Origin of the sequence: Alcaligenes sp. YSL9 (genome assembly GCF_030515105.1) — a bacterium.
Classification (GTDB): domain Bacteria; phylum Pseudomonadota; class Gammaproteobacteria; order Burkholderiales; family Burkholderiaceae_B; genus Alcaligenes; species Alcaligenes phenolicus.
This window is the reverse complement of sequence record NZ_JALXJU010000001.1, coordinates 1,394,522-1,413,046: the sequence shown is the minus strand read 5'-3', so window position 1 is coordinate 1,413,046 and position 18,525 is coordinate 1,394,522. Positions and strand designations below refer to the sequence as shown.

Sequence of the window (18,525 nt, the reverse complement as noted above, 5' to 3'; positions counted from 1 at the left end):
AAGTGAATCAGGTATCCAGGGGGCGACCAAAGGTTTCGGGCGCCAACTGCAGGACAGCGGCAAAGGTGATGTACATGCCCGCCATCAAGGTGAACATGCCGGCTACACCGTAGCCTTCCAGCACCCAGCCGCTAAGCGTAGGGATAAAGGCGCCCGCCAGGGTGCCCAGCGCCAGAATGAAGGCGGTGCCAAAGGCGCGGACGCGGGTGGGATACAGTTCGGGGGAGAAAATCCAGATCGTGGTGTTCAGCAGCAGCACGCAGAACTGGAAAGCAGCACCGAACAGCAGCACCAGGTAGATATTGAAACTCAGGAAGCCAAAGGCCAGACCGCTGGCGCAAGCCAGTAACGCTCCGTAGGTGAAGACGCGCTTGCGAGGCACGCGGGAGCCCAGGTAAGAGGCGGTCAAGGCACCCAGCAGGCTGCCCGACTGCATCAGGATTGTGAAGGTATAGCTTTTCACCAAAGAATAGCCTTGCTCCACCAGCAGGGTAGGCATCAGGGTCAGAACCGTCAGCTGTGCGCCATAGGTCATGCACACGGCAATGCCGGTCACCAGGGTGCGCATGGCCAATGGGCCTTGAAAAATCTCGTTCAAACGCACCCGCTCTGCTTTTTGTGCCTGCGGGCCGCTGTGCAAATAAGGATAGGGATTGGCAACGTGACGGCCCAGCTTGCCCGAGGCCAGAATATTCAAAACCTGATTGGCCTCCTCGATACGCCCTTGCGACACCAGGAAACGGGGCGTTTCAGGAATGTAGCGACGGTAAAACAGCACCATGAAGGCAGGCATGACCAGCAGGCCAAACACCCAGCGCCAGCTTTCAGGGCCGGGAAAGAGGGTGAAGACCAGCAAGCCGAAGGCCGGGGCCAGCATATTGCCCAGACCGCCACCTGCGACGTTGATCGTGCCGACAGCCGTGCCGCGAAAACGCGAGGAACAGAACTCGGCCAGCATGGTGACGGCAATCGAGATTTCGCCACCCAGACCAAAGCCGACAATCATGCGACCCAGGCCCAGTACCCAGTAGCTGGGGGCCAAGGCGCAGATCAGGGCGCCCAGCGTGAACAGGGCCAGATTGATGGTCAGCATGACACGGCGACCGTAGTGGTCGGCGATATAGCCGGACAGCAAACGTCCCAGGGCGGCGGCAGCGAAGGTCAGGGTGTTCAGAAACCCGACATCACGAGGCGTCAGCCCCCAGTGTTCCTGCAGCAGCGGGCCGACCAGGCCCACGGCATTTTGCTCGAGTACGTCAAACAGGACGCCCAGCAAAATCAGGGCCAGCACTTTGCGGTGCGAGTTGGTGACTCCTATGGTTTCCAGCGAGTTTTCCAGTTGCTGCTGAACCGTGTGATTGTTGGCCGTAGAACTGGCCTGTGCCTGCCCGGTGTCGGCTGGCAAGGTTTGCTGCTTGCTAGACATGGTTTCTCCTCGTTTCAGGGCGTGTATGAGCCCAGCATTATTTTTTCAATCATTATTGGTATGAAAAAATATTTTCAAAACTAGGGTAAACGAGAAAGATTTTGCAGTGTCTGCAGATTGTCGGAGCAGGGCGTTGATATACAAGGATTTTTAATAAAAAAAAGGATCATCGCCGTTTGCGTATGATCCTTATCTGATTCCAGCCATGAAACTTCTGGGCTGGCTTGTCTACGGAGTGCCTGATATGGGCCTGCAATACGAGAGTAGCGGTCTACAGCTCCAGAAAGCTGTCGTGGAAAGCCTCCACCAAGCCTAGATGACGACGCCCGGCAGGACCGGCCTGATCCATCACCTGGCTCAGGATCAGATGGCACAGCCCGATCACCGCCACGTGGTTATCCAGCACACCAGGCGATTGGACATCACAGCGCAGAGTCCAGCGACAAGCACTTTTCTCCGGGCTGAGCTGGTCAGTGATGTGCAACACATTCGGGTTCAGCTGCGCCATCTGCCCAATCAGCTGATCCATATTGCGCACCCGGCGACGCAGGGCAAAAATCACCACGACATCGTCAGCGTGTATGCCTGCCAGATGTTCCCCCATGGTCTCGCCAGGGCCGGGAATCAGTTGAGCCTCAGGGACGATTTGCAGCAACTGCCAGCGAAAGTAATTGGCCAGGGCATGGCTGGATCGAAACCCGAGAACCCATACTTTGCGCGCACCCAGAATGGCCTGGGCGATTTCTTTCAGTAACGAGTCGGGGATGCGTCTATAGGTAGCGGCCAGGTTGTTCTGACTTTGCTGCAAGTGTGTGGCCAGCGAGCGCTCGGCTTCTGTTTCAGTGGCTGCCAGCAACAGGGGTGAACCTGCTTTCTTTTCGGAACGCACTTGTTTGCGGGCGGCCTCGTAATTGCTGTAGCCCAGGCGTCGAATAAAGCGGGTGACCGTCGCATTGGACACATTGGCCAGGGAGGCCAGCTCCGAGGCGGTGTAGCCGGCCAGGTCGCCCGGAAAGTCCAGGGCAAATTCCGCCAGACGTCGCTCTGATGGGGATAGATCGTGAAGAATGTCACGTACGCGTCCAACAAAGGACTTGACGGCGGGATCAGACATGGCGCTCCGTACTCTTGTAGTGTGTTCTGGATTTTACGGGGAAGCTCATGGAACTGTATCAAAAATAAGGTGGCATTCACCGCCCTGAACCGTCTATAGATCTCCGCGCTCGGCCATGGAGACAGTCTGGCTGGGCGTGACAATAATGTGGTCCAGCAAGCGTATATCGACCAAAGCCAGTGCCTGACGAATGTGCCGGGTCAGCCGGATATCAGAGGCGCTGGGATAGGCGGCACCGGAAGGGTGATTGTGCGCCAGAATAATGGCACAGCTGTGGTGACGCAGGGCGGCGCGCAAAATCTCCCGTGGGTAGACTGAAGCCTGGTTGACTGTGCCCCGGCTGATCTCCTCGGCGCAGATCAGTCGTAGCTGATTGTCCAGAAACAGGGCCAGGCAATGCTCCACAGGTAAATGTCCAATATGGGCCAGACAATATTCGCGCACCTTGTCCGCCTGGTTCAGCACCGGCAAGTCCGTGAGTGATTCCAGGGCACAGCGGCGTTGCAGTTCCCGGATAACCAACAGTTCCGCGCATTTGGCCGGGCCGATTCCGTCCAGTTGGCGCAGGGCAGACGCATCGGCCGATAATAATCCTTTGAGTCCGTTAAAATGGTCCAGCAACATCTGGCCCAGCTCGACAGCATTGCGCTCGCGTGTACCGGTGCGCAGGACAATACCCAGCAGTTCCGGGGTGCTCAGACAGGCAGGACCGTGCGCCAACATGCGCTCACGGGGCCCTTGGCGGCGTAAAGTGGATGTGGCCATAAGAAACGCTAAAATGCGGTAATTGAATGATTTTCTATAGTGAGCGATCGTGAGTAACTCTGCTAGTTCCGAGCTTGGAATTGTCCGTCAGGATTCCTACCTGACTTTGCACTATCGTATAGAGCTGGCCAGTGGCCCGGCGGCAGGCTCTGTGTTTGCGGATACCTTTACGGGCCGCCCGGCGACCTTGCAACTGGGCAATGGTCAGTGGGCTCCTGGCATGGAAGAGAAATTGCTGGGGCATCGTGAAGACGAGCGCTTTCAGCTCGACATCACCCCTGAAGATGCTTACGGCGCCCGTAACCCGGACCTCTTGCAGCGCATCACTCGCGAAATGCTGGCCAGCAATGCCGCCGAAGGCGTGGAGTTCGTACCCGGTGATATGGTGGAGTTTGCCGCCCCTAATGGCAGCCGCTATTCGGGTGTACTCAAGGAAATCGACGACAAGACGGCCTTGTTCGATTTCAACCATCCTTTGGCCGGCGTGGCCTTGCGCCTGGATGTACATATTTTGGGGATTCTGTAATGAGTCAAGCTACTCCCGTTCAGAACGCTGAGGTTGTTCTGGCCCAGCCCCGTGGATTCTGTGCTGGGGTCGACCGCGCGATTGATATTGTCGAACGCGCCTTGGAATTGCACGGCGCACCGATTTACGTGCGTCATGAAATCGTCCATAACCGTTACGTGGTGGAAGACCTGCGCAATAAAGGGGCGATCTTTATTAAAGAGCTGGACGAGGCTCCCTCGGGTGCAATCGTTATTTTTTCGGCTCACGGCGTATCGCGTCAGGTGCGTGACGATGCCGAAAAGCGTGGCCTGAAAGTCTTTGACGCCACGTGTCCGCTGGTGACCAAAGTGCATATCGAGGTCTCTCGCATGCGCGCCGAAGGCCGGGAAATCATCATGATTGGTCACGTCGGACACCCTGAAGTCGAGGGTACGCTGGGGCAGGCTGATGGCGGCATGTACCTGGTGGAAACGCCCGAGGACGTCGCCAACCTGAAAGTGGCCGATCCCGACAAGCTGGCCTTTGTGACGCAAACCACCTTGTCCGTGGACGATGCGGCAGTTGTGGCCCAGGCCTTGCGCGAGCGCTTCCCCAATATTGTGGAACCCAAGAAAAGCGATATCTGTTATGCCACACAGAACCGTCAGGATGCGGTCAAGATCATGGCTCCACAGTGTGATCTGGTCCTGGTGGTAGGCAGTACCAATAGCTCCAACTCCAATCGTCTGCGCGAAGTCGCCGAACGCAAGGGGGCTGAAGCCTATCTGCTGGATAAGCCGGAAATGATTGATCCGGCCTGGCTGGTCGGTAAAAAGCGCGTGGGTGTGACGGCCGGCGCGTCGGCACCGGAAGTTCTGGTGAATCAGGTGATTCAGCGCTTGCAGGAACTGGGCGTAGGCAAAGTGCGGGCCTTGGATGGTGTGGAGGAAAACATTGCCTTCCCGCTGCCCCGAGAGCTGTCGCGCAAGATTGAAAGCCTGAACAAATAAAAAACGATTTTTGCAGGGTGGACAGGAGACAAGATGATTCTGTATAGCTACTTTCGCAGTTCCGCTGCTTACCGGGTGCGGATTGGTCTGAACCTCAAGGGTCTGGACTACCAGATCAAGCCTGTACACCTGCTCAAGGATGGTGGTCAGCAGCATCAGCCCGATTATGTGCAGGTCAATCCCGTGCAACTGCTGCCCGCTTTGGATGATGATGGTCTGATCATCACGCAATCCCTGGCCATCCTGGAATATCTGGACGAACGCTATCCTGAGCTGCCTTTGCTGCCCAAAGCGTCGGCAGAGCGGGCCTGGGCACGTTCCATGGCCCAAACCGTGGCTTGCGATATTCATCCGCTGAATAATCTGCGCGTGTTGCAGTATTTGAAAAACGAACTGCACGCCCAGGAAGATGCTCGCAATCAATGGTATCGCCATTGGGTCAGCGTAGGGCTGGAAGGCCTGGAAGCCTTGGTGCAGCGCCATGGCAAAAAGGATCATGACTTTATTTTTGGTGATACTCCTGGTCTTGCCGAAATCTGCCTGATTCCTCAAATGTTCAATGCCCGTCGTTTTGACATTGATCTCAGCATATTTCCACGCCTCTTGGCTGTGGAGGAAAAATGTCTGGAGCTGTCCGCCTTTCAGGAAGCGGCCCCCGACCGCCAGCCCGACGCGGCTTGAGTATCAGCATAAGGGCGGTCCCTTGTTGGGCCGACCAGACTTCACCCGCCTGACAGGCGGGTTTTTCTTGCCCCGCTTCAATTGGCTGGATGATGTTGGGGGCGTAAAGGACGAGACATGAATATTGGTTTTTGTGGTTTGGGCCGTATGGGTCAGCCTATGGTGCGCCGCTTGTTGAAGGCCGGTCATCAGGTTCGTATCTGGAATCGTTCCAAGGACAAGGGGCAAGCCCTGATCGAAGCCGGTGCCCACTGGTGCGATACCCCGGCGCAAATGGCCGAGCAGTGCGAAGCCGTGTTCCTGTGCGTCTTCGATGCACAGGCGGTGCACGACACGGTCCTGGGCGAGCAGGGCCTGGCGTCGGTGCAGGGAGCCTTGCGGATTGTGGTGGACCATTCCTCGATTCCTCCACAGGCCACACGCGAGATGGCTGCCCAATTGCAGCAACGTTGCGGGGCTCATTGGCTGGATGCTCCGGTATCCGGTGGTGTGGGCGGAGCAGAACAAGGCACGCTGGCCATCATGGCGGGCGGGCAGGCGGCGCAGCTGGATCGTGTTCGTCCGGTGCTGGCCGCGTATTCGCAGCGCGTCACCTTGATGGGGGCGGTAGGGGCCGGCCAAGTAACAAAGTTATGCAATCAGACCATTGTGGCCACCACCTTGACCGCTATCGCCGAGGCCTTGAGCCTGGCCAATGACAATGGCGTGGACGCCTCCAAAATCAGTGAGGCCCTGGGGGGCGGTTGGGCCGATTCGGTTTTGCTGCAATTGTTCGTGCCGCGCATGACTACGCCCGACAATCAAGTAAAAGCGTCGGTCGATACCATGTTGAAGGATTTGAATACCGTGGCGGAGCTGGCCAGTGCCAGTCACACCAGCATGCCAGTGGCTCATGCAGCCCAGCAAACCTATCGTGCGGCCCATCGTCTGGGCTTGGGCGCAGACGATGTCGCTCGCATTACGCATGTGAATAGTTACAATTACGGGGAATAAACTACCATCAGTCAAACTTAGTTTCGGTATTATGTCGGCTATTTGAAGTTGGGACTGTAGGTCTACAAAAGGGAAGTCATGAAGAAAAGTACAGGGCTGGTCACACTGGTTGTCGTGTTAGCGGCCGCATACGGCGGTTCGACCTGGTACACCGGTAAGAAAACTGAAGCGCTGGTGGGTGAGAAAGTGGCCCAGTTCAATACCCTGGCTGCCGAGCAGATGCAGCAAATGGGCATGAGCGAGTCGGTCGTCATGAACGTGGTGGACTACCAACGTGGCGTATTTTCCTCTACTGCTCGTTACACCATCACCATCAAGCCTTCCGACGCTGAAGAGAAGCCTCTGGAGCTGACTTTTGATGACAAGATCAGCCATGGCCCGCTGCCTATGTCGGCAATGGCTCTGGGTAACTTCACCCCTGTTGCCGCCTTGTCGCACAGCACTCTGGTCAAGACCAAAGACACCGAAGGCTGGTACAAGCTGACGGGCGACAAGACCCCTTTGTGGGCGGACAGCCTGGTCGGTTTTGACGGTGCCGTGGACTCCAATGTGCATTTTGAAGCCATCAAGCACCAAGGCGACGAAGTCAAAGTAGACTTCAGCGGCGGTCAATTGCGCACCAAAGCCGGTGGCAAGAGCAAAGATATTGTTGTGACCGGCAGCTTCCCCAAGCTGTTTGTTGATGACATCAGCGCAGATCCCTTGAAGCTGGAAGCCTCCAACTTCGTGGTGGACTTCAAGCAAGACGGTGACATCAATGTCAGCGGCACCCAGGTCGGCAAGCTGAGCGTCGATGACGTCAAGATGCAATCTGCCGAGACCGATGGTATTACTTTCAAGCAGATCGCCATCAATTCCGATGCGGTCACCAAAGACTCCGTCAGTGATACCAAGGTTGTTTACGCGCTGACTGATCTGGTGTTTGAAGACAAGGTCAAGCTGGGTTCGGTTGAGCTGTCGATGAACTTTGACCGCGTTTACGCACCTGCAATCTCCGCCCTGTCCAAGCTGATTTCCGATTCCAATCTGCAAAACGATATGGACTCGGTAGATGGCCCAACGGCTCAGAAGATGATGGAACTGGTGCTGCAGGCGCTGGAGCACAAACCTGTGCTGCGTGTTGAGCCTCTGCGTTGGTACACGGCTGCTGGCGAGTCCAAAGCCACACTGCGTATGGACTTCCAAAAGCCCAATGCGACTTTGCAAGAGCTGCAAACCAGCCCTGAAATGTGGATTGAAGCCATTCCTGCTGCTCAGCTGGATGTTCTGATTTCCAAGCCCATGCTGCGTGGCCTGGCTGCCGATATGGACAAGGCTGAAGGCCTGTCGCCTGAAGAAGGCAATGCTGCCATGCTGGACATGATTCTGGATGCGGCTGTCGCTCCTTACGCTGAATCCAATATGGTCAAGAATGACGAGAACGGCATTTCCACGGCCATCAAGTACGACGGCAAGGATCGCGTGTTCGACATCAACGGCCAGCGTTTCACTTCCGAGCAATTGCTTGGTCTGGTCCTGATGGGCATGATGTAATTCGTCTGGGCCTGGTCCAGCGTAAAGCCCACCGAAGTTCGGTGGGCTTTTTTTTACTGCCGGGCCGTCCCAGGGTGGAGCGCAAGCCGAAGGCGCAGCGTGGGGGCCTTTTTTATTTAATCAGCGAAGGGAGCCAGATTTTATGGCCAGCTTATCGGATCAGCTGTCTCGGCTGGTGTACAGCACGGAACAAGGGCGTATGTGTCCTGATTGCGGGCAGCCACAAAAGCAATGTCGTTGCGAGGAGAATCGGCGCGAGCAAAGCCTGTCTCAGGCTCAGGGGCCGGTGCGCTTGAGTCTGGAAACCAAAGGGCGAAAAGGGAAGGGAGTGACCGTGGTAACGGGCCTGGTGATGCCCGAGGAGCAGCTCAAGGCGCTGGTCAAGGAACTGAAGAACGCCTGTGGAGCGGGCGGGACGCTGAAAGAGGGAACGCTGGAGATTCAGGGCGATCATCGAGCCGTTGTGCAGGCTCGCCTGGAACACAACGGCTTGACGGTCAAGCGGGTCGGCAGACCCTGACAGGAATTTAGAAGCTGTAGCCCAAGCCTACGCCACCAAAGACGCTGCTTTTCTTCTCGACCAGCGGGCTGTCTTTGGCTTCTTCACCCAAGGTGTTTACGCCCAGCAGACCTTGCAGGGACCAGCTTTCGCTGATCTTGTGGGTGTACTGGCCGTACAAGGCATAAGAGCGCAAACCAGCGTCAGGGCGGTAGGTGCGCAGTTGTCCATTGCTGCCAGCAGCTTCATGCGACTTCACGCCAAAATAGGTGCGCATGGCTTTTTCGTTGGACCATTTCAATTCGGCACCCAGCGAGAAGCTGCTGTCCTGATCGTTCCAGAGGCGGTAGCTCAAATCCAGAACGGCCGTGGCGCCATAACCGCTTTTCAGTGCCTGGTAGTAGCTGCCTTCAATCTTGGCATTGCCCAGTTGGTAAGCAGTAAATACACCCAGATTGCCGTGACGATCAATATCATCAGTTCCGTACAGGCGGTCGGCATCACCGGATTTACGGGCACGGGCCAGAGCGGCGTAAGTACCGATAGTCCAGTTGTCTGTCAGATTGGTTTGCAGACCGATGGCAGGCATGCCTGCTTTGGGAGCCAGGAAAAAGTGGCCGTTACGGTGCGAGAGCAGAGGGTAGAAACGGCCGTCGTAGCTGTCAGCCCCTTCGTACTTGGGGGCAAAGCCAACACCGACACCCACGGTAGTTTGCTGTGCAAGTGCCTGGCTGGTTCCTAAAGCACATAAAGCCAGTAAAAGGCAGGGACGCAGAGCAGAACGGACGAGGGTGGGCATGACGGATTCCTTGTGATACGGGTAAAAACAGGCCCGCTTGTCGCGAGCTTAGCTATCGTATCAAGGTTTGGACGGGGGCAGGCAGAATCATGACCGGCCAGTATGGTCTGTTGTTCTGGCCCTACACCCCATCAGGCCCGAATGTAAATCCAGTTTTCTGCCTGTAGTTTCACCAGGGCGGTGATGGCCCCTTGCTCCAAGGTTGGGAAGCGTTCTGGCGCACTGAGGGACTGATTGCGCAGTGTGTTGGGGCACAGGTAGGTGTAGGCGTCGCAATCGTGTTCCGCGCCTTCTACGCAGGCTTTAACGGCTTGCGCATTGGCGATGATGCGAATCTGGGCATCCGGTATGTCCTTGAGCAAGTTGCGCGCATTGCTGCGGGCACGCTCCAGGGCATGGGTGGTGGGGGCATGCAAGAGAACACGAGTACTCATGAATAAATGTCCTGCTTGAAATTAGCGTGGGCCAAAAACGCGTTCGGTAATGTCGGGTGAAGCGCCGGTCTGCATTTGAATGCGACCTTGCTCATCCTGCCAGACCATGGCGGGGGTGGCACGTAAATCCCAGCCCATCATCAGATCTTCATTGCGGGTCAGATCGGCTTCAATATCGCTGGGCACACTGTCCAGGCCTTTCACACCGGCACTGCGATCTTTCAACATGGCCAAAGAGTGCTCGTTCAAGGCCTTGGTGGGGTCTTTGGCAGCCAGGATGGCAGCCGATTTCAGGCTGCTGCTGGGGGCCAGAATGCCCACCATGACGTGGCGCAGCTGTACTTTGCCGGACTCAACCCAGGGGCGAGCCATTTGCCAGAACTGCATGCAGTAAGGGCAATTCGGGTCGGTAAACACGTAGACCACGCGTGGCGCCTTGTCGTCGCCATCCTTGATCCAGCGGGATTTTTCCAGCTTGCCCAGCATGTCCTTGGCAATGGCGGGTTGCACCAGTTCGTCCAGACCGGCCGGGCGTACCTCTTCACCCTTGGCATCGATCATGGTGCCCACCATCATGTGCTGCCCGTCGGGCAGGTTATAGATGGCCAATGCGCGATTCCCGCTATACGCACCCCAGGCTTTCAGGCCACCGGGAGCATCAAACTCGCCCACAATGGATAGCCCTTGCTCTTCCAGGGCCTTCAAGGCAGCGGGGCGGTCGGCGGCTTGGACGACGGTGCTGGCGCACAGTAAACCGGCCAAGGCAAGACGGATCGAAAAAGAGGAAAGCGGCATGGTGGTTAATCCTGCAAAACAGTCGGTGAATGTATATATCCAGAAAATATATACTAAGATCCAAATGGAATAAAAGAATGGGACTAGACCTTGCCAGGATAGTTCCCCATTCCTGTTCTGATCAGGTTGTTTCTCTGTATTAGCCGGTCTTTAGGCGCGGATCTTCAGATTGGCCAGTTCCAGCAAGCGGTAGGTTTCGTGAACAGGCAAGCCCATTACGCCGGTATAGCTGCCACTCAAGTGGCTGATAAAAGCACCGCCCAGACCTTGAATGCCATAGGCTCCCGCTTTACCCATAGGCTCGCCGCTGGCGCAGTATTCCGCAATTTCTTGTTCGTTCAGCGTTTTGAAGCTGACTTCGCTGATGCTGATACTTTCAAACTCCACACCACCTACGCCCAGGGACAAGGCGGTCATCACTTTGTGACGGCGGCCCGAGAGCTCGCGCAAGATACGTGCGGCATCGGCCAGATCAGCAGGTTTGCCAAATATGGTCTCGTCCATGCAGACCGTGGTGTCGGCACTCAAAATAGCGCGCTCCTGATCCAGACTGCTGTCCTGTGCTCGCCATTCCAGGGCGCGCAGCAGCTTGTCACGGGCCGTGCGACGGACATAATCCAGCACCGCTTCCTGTTCCAGACGCGGTTCATCCTCGCCCGGAGGGCTGGGCACATGCAGGACTTCATGAGTGATCTGGATGCTGTTGAGCAGATCGTGGCGACGTGGACTGGCTGAGGCCAGATAGATGGGCTGAAAAGGCATAAGAAACCAGGACTAAAAGAAGGTTCAGGCGCGGTGGTAAGGATGCCCGGTCATGACGGACCAGGCGCGATACAGTTGCTCGGCCAGAAAGATACGTACCAAGGGGTGGGGCAGGGTCAGGGAGGACAGACGCAACATGCCGTGGCAGCTTTGCTTGAGTGCCGCATCCAGTCCGTCCGGGCCACCGACCAGAATGGCAATATCCTGACCGCTGCTGCGCCAACGCTCCAGCTCCTGAGCCAGCTTGACGGTGGTCAGGTCCTTGCCGCGTTCGTCCAGGGCGATGCGCATCGCCTGGGCGGGAATGGCCGCTTCAATGCGTTTGGCCTCGGCCTGCATCATCTGGGCAGGCGTCTTGCCGCTGGTACGGGGTTCGGCCTTGATTTCGCGCAGCTCGATGGCGCAGTCCTGGGGCATGCGGCGAGCATATTCCTGCCAGCCTTGTTCCACCCAGTCGGGCATGCGCTGACCTACCGCGATGACAATGAGTTTCATGAAATGTCGTAAAAGAAAAAAGGCCGCATCGTAAGCTGCGGCCCGGGTATTGCCGACAGGACAGAGGAAGGGTTTAGTCTTCGTCTTCGTCGGCGCTGGCAAAAAAGCCAGCCGGTGGAACCTGGCGCGATTGCGGCAGCAGTTCCACTTCGACAGGGCGCTCGCCCCAAAGTTCTTCCAGGTTGTAGTACTGGCGGATGGCCGGCTGCATGCAATGCACCACGATGTCACCCAAATCCAGCAACACCCATTCGCCGGTGTCCTCGCCTTCATGGGCCAGGACTTCGACCTTGTTTTGGCGGGCCTTGTCAAACACGCTCTGGGCCAGAGCGCGGGTTTGCCGGTTGGAAGTACCACTGGCGATGACCACACGATCGAACAGGCCGGTCATGTGGGTAGTGCTAAAGACCTTGATGTCTTGAGCTTTGACGTCCTCGAGGGCATCGATGACGAGTCGTTGAAGTGTTTCTATATTCATAAAAAGAACTATACAGGGCGCGCCTGTGGGTGGGAAAGATAGAGCCGTTTTTTGTCAATGTATTGAGCGACTTCTTCCGGGACGAGGGCGGTGATGTTGTCACCGCGCTGCACTCGCTCCCGAATCTGGGTGGCCGAGATGTCCATGGGCAGAAAGTCAATCTGATGCAAACGGCGCTGAAGTCGACTCAGTTCCTGCTGCAAGGCGACGGGCGTCTCCAAAGGACTGCCGGGGCGCTGGGCAACAGCCAGTTCGACGTATTCAAGAATTTCTTGCCAGTCGTTCCAGCTGCAAAAATTATGCAGTTGGTCGCTGCCTAAAATCCAGTAGTAGCGCGACCCGGCGGGCAAGCTGCGCACCGTGTCGATGGTGTAGGTTGGGCCACCGCGCTCGATCTCTACGGGGTTGACCTGCAAGCCCGGATGGCTTTGGGCGGCCAGCTCGGCCATGACCAAACGATCCTGGGTGCTGGCACCCAAGGCGTCGCGTTGCCAGGGCTGGGCAGCGGGCAGCAACTGAACCTGGTCCAGCTGCAGCTGGTCGAACGCGGCAAGCGCCAGCGCCACATGAGCTTTATGGATGGGGTCGAAACTGCCACCCAGGAGCCCGACACGCTTTAAATCCATTCGCGAGGCACCAGGTATTGCGCCAGGGCCGCTTCTGGCGTACCGGGTTCAGGCGACCAGTTGTAGCGCCAGTTCGCTTGGGGTGGCATGGACAGCAGGATGGATTCCGTACGCCCACCTGATTGCAGGCCAAACAGGGTGCCACGGTCAAAGACCAGATTGAATTCGACATAGCGGCCGCGACGAATGGCCTGGAAGTCACGGTGCGCCTGGGTGTATTCCTGATCCATGCGGGCACGCACGATAGGTGCATAGGCATCGGTAAAGGAATTGCCCACGGAGCGGGTCAGGGCAAAGCTGGCTTCAAAGCCGGGTTCGTTCAGGTCGTCGTAGAAAATGCCGCCAATGCCACGGGTCTCGTTGCGGTGCTTCAGATAAAAATATTCGTCGCACCAGCGCTTGTAGCGCGGGTAGTAATCCGCACCGTGTGGGGCCAGAGCATCGTGGCATACCTGATGGAAATGGCGGGCATCGTCTTCGTGCAGGTAGTAGGGCGTCAAGTCCAGACCGCCGCCAAACCAGAACACATCCTCTTGATCCGCTGTCTGGGCCTGGGCCACAAACATGCGCACATTCATATGGGTGGTGGGCACAAAGGGATTGCGCGGGTGAATCACCAGCGAAACACCCATGGCCTCCCAAGGGCGTCCCGCCAGTTCAGGGCGGTGGGCGCTGGCCGATGGGGGCAGGGTGTGGCCTTTGACATGGCTGAACAGAACGGCCGCCCGCTCGAACACGGGGCCGTTCTCCAGCAGGCGGGACAGACCGCCACCGCCTTCTGGACGATCCCACTGGTCCGACTCGAAAGGCGTGCCATCCAGCTGCTCCAGAGTGTCCACGATGTGGCTTTGCAACTGACGGAAATAAGCCTGGACGGTATCAATGGGTAAAGACATGAAAAGACCTTGCTGCGACAATCAGGATTCACTGCTGGGCAGAGCGCGCCAGCCGATATCGGTGCGAAATTGCTTGCCGTCGAAATGCGTTTGGGAAATGGCCTCGTAAGCGGCTTCCTGAGCGCGACGGATGGAGTCGGCCATGGCGGTGACACACAGTACCCGACCACCCGTGGTGACCACGGTGCCGTCTTTCATCTGCGTGCCTGCATGGAAGGTGATGCACTCGTCGGTGTCTTTCGCAAATTGCGTGATGGCATCACCAGTACGAGGCTCTTCGGGGTAGTTGGCCGCGGCCAGTACCACACCAATGGCGGTACGACGATCCCATTCGATGGTGGCCTCGTCCAGCTTGCCAGCCAGAGCCAGTTCGAAGGTTTCGGTCAGATCGCTCTTGATGCGCATCATGATGGGCTGGGTTTCAGGGTCGCCCATGCGGCAGTTGAATTCCAGCACCTTGATGGGGCGGGTAGCGTCCGGGCCATCGTCAATCATCACGCCCGCGTACAGAAAGCCGGAGTAGGGCAAGCCTTCCTTGGCCATGCCTTGCATGGTGGGGTGAATGACTTCGCGCATGATGCGGTTATGCAGCGTGGGGCTGACGATAGGGGCGGGGGAGTAAGCACCCATGCCGCCCGTGTTCGGACCCTGATCGCCGTCTTTCAGGCGTTTGTGGTCCTGGCTGGTGGCCATGGGCAGCACATTCTTGCCGTCGCACATCACGATGAAGCTGGCTTCTTCGCCGGTCAGGCATTCTTCCACGACCACGCGGGCACCTGCGGCACCAAAGCGGCCATCGCCCAGAATGTCGTCAATGGCGCCCAATGCTTCTTCCAGCGTGGTGGCCACAATCACGCCCTTGCCAGCGGCCAGGCCATCGGCCTTGACCACAATGGGAGCGCCTTGCTGACGGATGTAATCCTTGGCGGCGTCCGGATCGGTAAAGGTCGCGTAGGCTGCCGTCGGGATGTTGTGGCGCACCATGAAGGCTTTGGCGTAGTCCTTGGAGCTTTCCAGCTGCGCGGCAGCCTGGGTGGGACCAAAGATTTTCAGACCGGCCGCACGGAAGGCGTCCACAATGCCGGCGGCCAGCGGTGCTTCCGGGCCGACGACAGTGAAGGCAATTTTTTCTTGCTTCACAAAGGCAATCAGTTCCTGGATATCGGTGATGGCCAGGTTTTCAATACGTTCGGCACGCGCGGTACCGCCATTGCCTGGGGCAACGTAGACAGTCTGCACGCGTGCAGATTGGGCCAGGCGCCATGCCAAGGCGTGTTCACGGCCGCCGCTGCCGACAACAAGTAGCTTCATAGTGATGAGTCGGGCAGGGCCCGCAAAGAGGAGTTTTCAGAAATAGCTTATTCGGCTTCGTCCATGACGGCGGTGGTGTAGACCTCTTGGACATCGTCCAGGCCTTCCAGTGCGTCCAGAAGTTTTTGCATCTTGACGGCATCGTCGCCGCTCAGTTCGGTTTCGTTCAGGGCTTTCATGACCACGCCTTCCACTTCAGGCGTCAGGCCAGCGGCCTGGAACGCGGCTTGCACAGCCGGGTAGTCCGTAGGAGCGCACAGCACTTCGATCAGGCCTTCTTCGTCGGTCACGATATCGTCGGCACCAGCTTCCAGGCCGATTTCCATAATCGTGTCTTCCGAAGTGCCCGGAGCGAACAGAAACTGACCGCAGTGGCGGAATTGAAACACGACCGAGCCGTCCAGACCCAGATTGCCGCCATTTTTTGTAAAGGCGTGACGCACATCCGAGACCGTGCGCTGACGGTTGTCGGTCATGCAGTCCACAATCACGGCCGCGCCGTTAATACCGTAGCCTTCGTAGCGAATTTCTTCGTAGTTGGCATCGTCCGCGCCGCCTGCGCCGCGCTGGATGGCGCGCAGAATGTTGTCTTTGGGCATATTGGCAGCGGTTGCCTTGTCCCAGGCCATGCGCAAACGTGGGTTGGACTCGGGGTCAGGGCCGCCGGCACGTGCGGCCACGGTGACCTCACGAATGATCTTGGTCCAAAGTTTGCCCCGTTTTGCGTCTTGACGACCTTTACGGTGCTGAATATTCGCCCATTTACTATGTCCGGCCATAAAGTATTACCAATTCAGTAGACTACGTTCAAAGAAAAACAGATCTATTTTAACCTGTCTGCGCGACAAGGCCCGAGCTTGGGCGAAAGTCGCTAGAATCTAGGCACTTGGCATTCTATCCGGAAGAGAACAAACAATCATGGCTGATCCAATTTTGCTTGCTCAGAATAGCGATACTCCCATTTACCTGTTGCCAGCACTGGCCAATCGGCATGGTTGTATTACGGGGGCCACCGGGACGGGGAAAACCGTCACCTTGCAGGTACTGGCCGAAGCCTTTTCCCGTCTGGGAACGCCGGTTTTTCTGGCCGACGCCAAAGGCGACTTGAGCGGGATTTCACAGGCCGCCCAACCCAATCCCAAGTTGCAGGAGCGTCTGCAAAAGCTGGGCCTGCCCGAGCCAGCCTGGGGGGCGAACCCGGTCACCTTCTGGGATATTTTTGGCGAGCAGGGCCATCCGGTCCGGGCCACGATTTCCGACATGGGGCCTTTGCTGCTGTCCCAGATTCTGGAGTTGAACGATACCCAGGAAGGGATTCTCAATATCGTCTTTCGTCTGGCAGACGACGAGGGCCAGTTGATTCTGGACCTGAAGGATTTGCGCGCCGTGCTGCAGGACGTATCGGACCGTGCTGCCGAGCTGCGCAATCAGTATGGCAATATCGCGGCAGCCAGTGTGGGGGCAATCCAACGCGCCTTGCTGCGCCTGGAAACGCAGGGGGCGGATCGCTTCTTTGGTGAGCCAGCGCTGGATGTGATGGACTGGATTCGTACCGACTCGGCCGGGCGCGGCATGATCAATGTGCTGGCAGCCGACAAGCTGATGCAGTCCCCCCGCTTGTATGCGGTCTTCCTGCTGTGGATGCTGGCCGATCTGTACGAGCGCCTGCCGGAAGTGGGCGATCTGGACAAACCGCGTCTGGTTTTCTTCTTTGACGAAGCCCACTTATTGTTTACAGGTGCACCAAAGGCCTTGCTGGAAAAAGTCGAGCAGGTTGTGCGTCTGATCCGCTCCAAAGGTGTGGGTATTTATTTCGTGACACAAAACCCGCTGGATATTCCCGATACCGTTCTGGGTCAGCTGGGTAATCGAGTACAGCACGCCTTGCGCGCCTTTACACCGCGTGATCAGAAAGCCGTCAAGACAGCAGCGCAAACCATGCGCCCCAATCCCGGTCTGGATATTGAAGCGGCCATTACCGAGTTGGGCGTGGGCGAGGCCCTGGTGTCCATGCTGGATGCCAAGGGGATTCCCACGCCTACCGAGCGTGCCTGGCTGGTGGCCCCGGGCAGCCGAATTGGGCCCGCTACCGATGCGGAGCGGCAAACGGTACGACAGGCGTCCTTGTTTGGCTTGAAGTACGACCAGGCAATTGACCGTGAATCCGCCTACGAGGTGCTGGCCAAAAAAGCGGCTGATGCGGCTGCCAATGGTGCCGCTGGTGCCACGCAGCCGGGAGCGGCGGCAGGCAAGGACGAAGGCCTGATGGGTGTCGTCAATGACTTTCTGTTTGGATCAACCGGGCCGCGTGGTGGCAAGAAGGACGGCCTGGTGCAAAGCATGATCAAAACCGAGACCAAACGGGCTGCCACCAAAGTGCTGCGTGGGGTATTGGGTTCTTTATTTGGAGGGAAACGTTAATGCCCACGCAACTGCCTCATTTAATTGTTGCCACCACAAGGCCATCAGAAACAACACGTTGGGCGGATGAATTCCGCAAAGCCTATCCCGATTGGAAAGTTGATGAGTTTGTAGCGGGTCAGCCCAGCACCGGGGCGACCTACGCCATCGTCTGGCAGCCGGATGCGGCCTTGTTCAAGCAAGAACCCCATTTGCGCGCCACCTTCAATCTGGGGGCGGGCGTGGATGCCGTCGCAGGGACCATCCCGGCCGAGATGCCTTTGTACCGCTTGGAAGATGCGGGCATGGCCGAGCAAATGGCCGAATATGCCTTGTATGGCGTGCTGCGTGCGGTAGGCCGTTTTCAGCCTTACGAGGAACAGGCGCGTGAAGGAAAGTGGAAAGCCTACCGCCCGATCGACCGCCGCCAGTGGCCAGTCGCTGTGCTGGGGCTGGGCGCAATTGGCAGCAAGATTGCCAAGGTCATCGCCAGTTTGGGCTATCCCGTACATGGCTGGTCGCGTCGCCTGCACGAGGCGGACTTCCCTTGCTATGCCGGTGAAGAGGGCTTGAAAGAGTGCGTCTCTGCCAGCCGTATCCTGGTCAACGCCTTGCCACTGACTCCGCAAACAGAAGGTTTGATCAACCGCGACGTATTGTCGAATTTGCAGCCTGGTGGCTATTTGATCAACGTCGCTCGCGGTGGCCACTTGGTCGATGCCGATGTGCTGGACGCCCTGAAGAGCGGTCATCTGTCAGGCGCTTTGCTGGATGCCTTTACCCAGGAGCCGTTGCCAGCCGATCATCCGTATTGGGGTATTCCTTCTGTGATGGTTACGCCTCATATTTCGGGTATCACCGTTCGTGAATTGGCATTGGAGCAAATTGGCTCGCGCATCGAGCTTTTGCAGCAAGGCAAGCCTGCGACTGGTCGGGTGAATCACAGTCAGGGCTATTAATCCTTAACCGATTTGGACTAGCCTGCCGGCACCGTGGAAGCTGGCAGGCTAATTGCTGTTTT

Annotated in this window: 21 protein-coding genes; 8 read left to right on the top strand and 13 right to left on the bottom strand. The window is 57.5% G+C overall.

All coding sequences use genetic code 11. The annotated features are described in order from the left end of the window. Window positions 1-7: 7 nt before the first annotated feature. From M2Q46_RS06595 to radC, 3 genes are all read right to left on the bottom strand, one after another. Window positions 8-1,426 (bottom strand): MFS transporter, encoded by a 1,419-nt coding sequence (locus M2Q46_RS06595; protein ID WP_035272556.1) that lies wholly within the window; start codon window positions 1,424-1,426, stop codon window positions 8-10. 271 nt (window positions 1,427-1,697) lie between these two features. Then, the gene (locus tag M2Q46_RS06590) at window positions 1,698-2,540 is read right to left on the bottom strand and encodes a MurR/RpiR family transcriptional regulator (protein WP_009456462.1); all 843 of its coding nucleotides are present in this window, start codon (window positions 2,538-2,540) and stop codon (window positions 1,698-1,700) included. A 93-nt stretch (window positions 2,541-2,633) separates the two neighbouring features. After that, window positions 2,634-3,305 carry a DNA repair protein RadC gene (gene radC / locus M2Q46_RS06585; protein WP_302356932.1) on the bottom strand — a complete coding sequence of 224 codons (672 nt, stop codon included), beginning with the start codon at window positions 3,303-3,305 and terminating at the stop codon, window positions 2,634-2,636. Between the two features lie 49 nt (window positions 3,306-3,354). Here radC and M2Q46_RS06580 point away from each other — a divergent pair, with 49 nt between their 5' ends. The 6 genes from M2Q46_RS06580 (at window position 3,355) to M2Q46_RS06555 (ending at window position 8,529) form a co-directional block, all read left to right on the top strand. After that, window positions 3,355-3,831: a peptidylprolyl isomerase gene (locus tag M2Q46_RS06580; RefSeq protein ID WP_223254057.1), complete on the top strand. Its 477-nt coding sequence runs from the start codon at window positions 3,355-3,357 to the stop codon at window positions 3,829-3,831. Then, on the top strand, window positions 3,831-4,802 hold the full coding sequence (ispH, locus tag M2Q46_RS06575; RefSeq protein WP_009456459.1) for a 4-hydroxy-3-methylbut-2-enyl diphosphate reductase: 972 nt from the start codon (window positions 3,831-3,833) through the stop codon (window positions 4,800-4,802). Before M2Q46_RS06580 ends, ispH begins: the two co-directional genes overlap by 1 nt. 33 nt (window positions 4,803-4,835) lie before the next feature. Next, complete coding sequence (maiA, locus tag M2Q46_RS06570; protein WP_035272560.1) at window positions 4,836-5,483, top strand: maleylacetoacetate isomerase; 648 nt, start codon at window positions 4,836-4,838, stop codon at window positions 5,481-5,483. 117 nt (window positions 5,484-5,600) lie between these two features. Next, entirely contained in the window at window positions 5,601-6,476 is an 876-nt protein-coding gene (locus M2Q46_RS06565) for an NAD(P)-dependent oxidoreductase (protein ID WP_302356931.1), read from the top strand. 78 nt (window positions 6,477-6,554) lie between these two features. Continuing rightward, complete coding sequence (locus tag M2Q46_RS06560) at window positions 6,555-8,009, top strand: YdgA family protein (protein ID WP_035272563.1); 1,455 nt, start codon at window positions 6,555-6,557, stop codon at window positions 8,007-8,009. A gap of 142 nt (window positions 8,010-8,151) precedes the next feature. Next, window positions 8,152-8,529 (top strand): hypothetical protein, encoded by a 378-nt coding sequence (locus M2Q46_RS06555; RefSeq protein ID WP_009456454.1) that lies wholly within the window; start codon window positions 8,152-8,154, stop codon window positions 8,527-8,529. A gap of 7 nt (window positions 8,530-8,536) precedes the next feature. On the opposite strand, the gene M2Q46_RS06550 is transcribed toward M2Q46_RS06555, so the two are convergent. The 10 genes from M2Q46_RS06550 to M2Q46_RS06505 form a co-directional block, all read right to left on the bottom strand. Continuing rightward, complete coding sequence (locus tag M2Q46_RS06550) at window positions 8,537-9,307, bottom strand: MipA/OmpV family protein (RefSeq protein WP_009456452.1); 771 nt, start codon at window positions 9,305-9,307, stop codon at window positions 8,537-8,539. Between the two features lie 131 nt (window positions 9,308-9,438). Next, window positions 9,439-9,741, bottom strand: a complete 303-nt coding sequence (locus tag M2Q46_RS06545; RefSeq protein ID WP_115633900.1) for a hypothetical protein — start codon at window positions 9,739-9,741, stop codon at window positions 9,439-9,441. 21 nt (window positions 9,742-9,762) lie between these two features. Then, complete coding sequence (gene dsbG / locus M2Q46_RS06540) at window positions 9,763-10,536, bottom strand: thiol:disulfide interchange protein DsbG (protein ID WP_035272568.1); 774 nt, start codon at window positions 10,534-10,536, stop codon at window positions 9,763-9,765. Between the two features lie 150 nt (window positions 10,537-10,686). After that, window positions 10,687-11,298, bottom strand: a complete 612-nt coding sequence (locus M2Q46_RS06535; RefSeq protein WP_026483047.1) for a nucleoside triphosphate pyrophosphatase — start codon at window positions 11,296-11,298, stop codon at window positions 10,687-10,689. A 24-nt stretch (window positions 11,299-11,322) separates the two neighbouring features. Further along, window positions 11,323-11,793 (bottom strand): 23S rRNA (pseudouridine(1915)-N(3))-methyltransferase RlmH, encoded by a 471-nt coding sequence (rlmH, locus tag M2Q46_RS06530; RefSeq protein ID WP_009456141.1) that lies wholly within the window; start codon window positions 11,791-11,793, stop codon window positions 11,323-11,325. A 73-nt stretch (window positions 11,794-11,866) separates the two neighbouring features. Then, the gene (gene rsfS / locus M2Q46_RS06525; protein WP_009456142.1) at window positions 11,867-12,271 is read right to left on the bottom strand and encodes a ribosome silencing factor; all 405 of its coding nucleotides are present in this window, start codon (window positions 12,269-12,271) and stop codon (window positions 11,867-11,869) included. A gap of 8 nt (window positions 12,272-12,279) precedes the next feature. After that, window positions 12,280-12,897, bottom strand: coding sequence for a nicotinate (nicotinamide) nucleotide adenylyltransferase (gene nadD, locus M2Q46_RS06520; RefSeq protein ID WP_009456143.1), 618 nt, complete (start codon window positions 12,895-12,897; stop codon window positions 12,280-12,282). Then, a complete protein-coding gene (gene hemF, locus M2Q46_RS06515) occupies window positions 12,888-13,793 on the bottom strand; it encodes an oxygen-dependent coproporphyrinogen oxidase (protein ID WP_060186928.1) in 906 nt (301 codons plus the stop codon). The genes nadD and hemF overlap by 10 nt, the downstream gene beginning before the upstream one ends. Before the next feature lie 21 nt (window positions 13,794-13,814). After that, complete coding sequence (purD, locus tag M2Q46_RS06510) at window positions 13,815-15,104, bottom strand: phosphoribosylamine--glycine ligase (RefSeq protein ID WP_022983309.1); 1,290 nt, start codon at window positions 15,102-15,104, stop codon at window positions 13,815-13,817. A gap of 47 nt (window positions 15,105-15,151) precedes the next feature. Then, window positions 15,152-15,883, bottom strand: coding sequence for a YebC/PmpR family DNA-binding transcriptional regulator (locus M2Q46_RS06505; RefSeq protein WP_026483044.1), 732 nt, complete (start codon window positions 15,881-15,883; stop codon window positions 15,152-15,154). A 139-nt stretch (window positions 15,884-16,022) separates the two neighbouring features. Between M2Q46_RS06505 and M2Q46_RS06500 the strand changes: the two genes are divergently transcribed. Both M2Q46_RS06500 and M2Q46_RS06495 read left to right on the top strand, forming a co-directional pair. Beyond that, a complete protein-coding gene (locus M2Q46_RS06500; RefSeq protein WP_115633899.1) occupies window positions 16,023-17,525 on the top strand; it encodes a helicase HerA-like domain-containing protein in 1,503 nt (500 codons plus the stop codon). Then, window positions 17,525-18,463: a glyoxylate/hydroxypyruvate reductase A gene (locus tag M2Q46_RS06495; protein ID WP_083053296.1), complete on the top strand. Its 939-nt coding sequence runs from the start codon at window positions 17,525-17,527 to the stop codon at window positions 18,461-18,463. The genes M2Q46_RS06500 and M2Q46_RS06495 overlap by 1 nt, the downstream gene beginning before the upstream one ends. The last annotated feature ends 62 nt before the right edge of the window (window positions 18,464-18,525 follow it).